Genomic DNA, 3,368 nt, shown 5'->3' on the forward strand with positions numbered 1-3,368 from the left:
TCGGAGTTGTTCTTCGTGGCGTCGTACGCGGGTGGCGAGTTCGTCGACGACGGTGCGCAGGGTGGCGATCTCGTCGGTGAGCCCGGTCAGGGTGCCGTTGGCGGCCTCGCGGTGGCGCTGCTCGTTGATCATGGCCCGGATCGCGGGGTTGCGGTACAGGGTGCTGCGGGCGGTGCCGATGGTGGCGGCGACGGCGGTGAAGGTGACCGGCTGACCGTCACGGCGTAGCTGGACGCAGGCACGTTCGACATCGTTGAGGATGCTCGGTGCTGTCCTTGGGATGGTCATCTGGTCTGCTCCTGGCGCTCGGTGTGGTCGTTGGGCTGGGCGCTAGCGATGAGGTGGTCGAGCCGCTCGACGAGGCGCTGGTGGCGCTCGGCCTCGCTGATCCAGCCTCGTTGTTCGGCGTCGCGGGCCAGCGCTTGGGCATCGACGCGTTGGGCGGCAAGGATCGGCAGTGAGCTGGCGTCGGTGTGGAAGCTGGGGCAGTGCTCGCAGATGTTGGCGTAGGCACAGGCTTGTTGGGCCGGTGCGCGTAGGCAGAACCCGCCGGCCAGGCGTGACTTCAGCAGCGGGGTGTCCTTCCAGTCCTTTCCGCCGGTGATATCGACCAGTGGCAGTTCGGTCCTGCCCTGGGTGGGGGTGCGGGTCTGCTGTTTGGCAAGGTCTAGCGCGCGTTTGTACTCGGCGCGGACGGTGGCGTCGAACAGTCGTCCGTAACGCAAGCTCATCTCAGCTGAGGCATGTCCCAGCAACGCCATCAGCGCCTGCAGCGACACCCCGGCGTTAACCAGCGCCGTGGCGTAGGTGTGCCGCAGTTGGTGGCTTGTGATGTGTCCGAGCCCGGCGGCCGTCGTAGCCCGGTCGAGCTCGGCGCGTAGGCCCTGCTGGGACAGGCGCCGGCCCAGGTAGGTGAACAGGAACTGGGCGGGGCGCCGGTAGCGCGGATGCGGCAGCGGCCTGCCCGGGGTCCGCAACGTGGTAATGCGATCGACCAGATCGAGGATCTCGGCGTCGATGGGCACCATCCGTTCGGTGTCGAGCTTGCCCAAGGGGACTTTGAGCCAGTGGCCGTGGTCGGGGACCTCGTGGACGCAGTCGAGCTCCAGGTCGAGCAGTTCTCCGATCCGCAGTCCGCAGGCGCGTTGCAGCCGCAGTGCGGCGGCGGCCAGCTGATTGGTGGGGTGCTCGGTCAGTGCCTGCGTCAGTCGTCGGTCGACGTCGACGGGCAGGTACCGCGGCAGGACTTGTGGGGCCTTGGGGATGTCGTCGCGGAAGATGATCTTGCGTGCCGGCGCGTCGGACCATCCCCACTCGGTGATGTCGGTGAGGAATCCCGCCAGGGCGATGACTCGACGCCCGCGGTCCGCGACCGTGATGGGCTCCCCGGTCTTCTCGCTGACCGCGTCCAGCAGCGAGGTCAGGTAGGGCTCGATGTGCTTGCGACGCTCCAGCCCGGCCAGCGACGCCAGCCCTGGGTCGATGGCGGTGATGAAGACGCCGAAGTGCTTCAACCGGGTCGCCAGCGCGGACACGGTCTTGGGCTGACAAGTTGCCAGCTTGCGGTCCAGGTAGGCCACCAGCGCAGTCCGGATCGGATCGCTGACGTCAGCGAGCCGCTCGGCGAACGGTGTCGGGCCGCCGCTGCGGGGCAGTTGGTCGACGATGCCCTGGTGGTAGAGCACCCGCTGAGCGTTGCTCAGCGCGGCACGGTAGTGGTGGTGGCCCTTCCCGGTCCGTTCCTCGCGGTCCCGGCAGGCGTCAGCGAACTGGTTCAGGTCGGTGATCGTGAGCTGTTCCAACGGGCGGCCGGTCTGGATCATCAGCCGGATCGGGACTTGGGAGCCGGTCGCGAACCTGACCCGCTCGGTGAACCCCAGTTCGGCGGCCGCGGCCATGAACCGATCCAGGCTGGTGGCGTAGGGCGAACGCCGGATTTCACGCCAGATGCTCGACAGCTTGTGGTCGAGCAGGAAGTCGTAGCCGGGTGCCATGCCCTGGAACAACATCAGGTAGGTGATGATCGGTCGGGTCGCGCTGTCTGCCGCCGACCGTACCGACAACGGTTCAGCGGCCCACGCCGTCGGGTCCGGCCACCGCTGGAAGAACCGACGCGCGGCCCGGGTGTAGGACAGGTTCCCGCGGTCCGTCGCGGCCAGGTGGGTCAGGTAGCACTCCAGCAAGCCCGTCGGGCTGCTCGCCGCGTCGCCAGAACGAGGCGGTTGCTCAGGATCGGTCGCGGATGCGAGCGCGAGCGGCATCGAACTCTGCCTTCACATGAGTTGGGGCCAGGTGGACGTAACGCGCGGTGGTGTCGACATGCGCATGGCCGAGCAGCGCCTGCATCACCGCCAAGTCCACGCCGGCCTCGGCCAGCGCGGTCCCGAAGGTGTGCCGCAGGGTGTGCGGATGCCCGGCAGACACCCCGGTCAGCTCGCGGTGGTAGCGAAAGACGGTGCGCAGCCCTGCCGGTGTCAACGGCTGTCCCCGGTGCGCACCCTTGGCAACAAGGAAGAGCCGGGGCGACTCGGATTCGGGACGCTCGGTGAGTAGGTAGACCTGGATCACCGATCCCACGTCGGCGTCGAGCGGGACACGGCGCTCGCGTTGGCCCTTGCCCATCACGCGCAACCACCCGCCACCGATGTCGACGTCGGTGACGTCCATGCCGAGGGCCTCGGCCGAACGCAGCCCGCAGTAGAGCATCAGCCCCGCGATCGCCTGGTCGCGCCAGGACTTGAAGCTGCCCAGCAGCTTGGCAGCCTCGGCCTGTGACAAGGCGACCGGCAGCCGCCGCGGTTCCCGCAACCGCAGGGAGGACCGCTTCGCCGGCCGGCGCCGGGTGTGGGCCAGCAGCCCAGTGCGTTCCCCGGCCACCACCCAGCGTGCCTCCTTGCCCTTGGGTACCGGGTTCTTCATGTCCGGATCGCGTAGGGCGAGGAAGCCGAACAGTCCCGAGATCGCCGCCAGCCGCCGGTTGATCGTCGACGGCGCATACCGGTCGACACGTCGTCCCGAAATCGCCACGACGTTCGGGCCAGGCCGCCCCGGGACCGTCGCGTCCCGGCACGCTCGCAGATACCGCAGCAGCACGTCGGTGTCGATCCCCGCCAGCGGCTCGCCTGCCACGCCGTCGCCGATCTCCTCGGTGGCCAGCCATCGACAGAAGCTCAGCAGGTCATAGCCGTAGGCCCGCACGGTCTTGGGCGAGTAGTTCCGGTCGACCAGATGCGCCAGGTACTCACCGACCACGACGAAGCGATCGGCGTCGACACCGGACAGCACCCAGCCCTCGCCCTGTTCCACGAGTCGAAGATCGACCTCAGTGACCATAGGGACAGGTGTAGCCCCAGTGACCCACCCGAACC

3 protein-coding genes are annotated in these 3,368 nt (G+C 68.4%); all 3 read right to left on the bottom strand.

Annotated elements, in window-relative coordinates; all coding sequences use genetic code 11:
* The coding region (locus tag ACYVKX_RS23205) for a hypothetical protein (RefSeq protein ID WP_460836083.1) at positions 1 to 288 on the bottom strand (288 nt) is incomplete at its 3' end.
* Positions 285 to 2,261: a tyrosine-type recombinase/integrase gene (locus ACYVKX_RS23210; RefSeq protein ID WP_460836084.1), complete on the bottom strand. Its 1,977-nt coding sequence runs from the start codon at positions 2,259 to 2,261 to the stop codon at positions 285 to 287. The genes ACYVKX_RS23210 and ACYVKX_RS23205, both read right to left, overlap by 4 nt.
* Positions 2,227 to 3,333, bottom strand: coding sequence for a tyrosine-type recombinase/integrase (locus ACYVKX_RS23215; protein WP_460836085.1), 1,107 nt, complete (start codon positions 3,331 to 3,333; stop codon positions 2,227 to 2,229). Before ACYVKX_RS23215 ends, ACYVKX_RS23210 begins: the two co-directional genes overlap by 35 nt.
* Between the last annotated feature and the right edge of the window lie 35 nt (positions 3,334 to 3,368).

The sequence above is a fragment of the Nocardioides hungaricus genome (genome assembly GCF_054782915.1).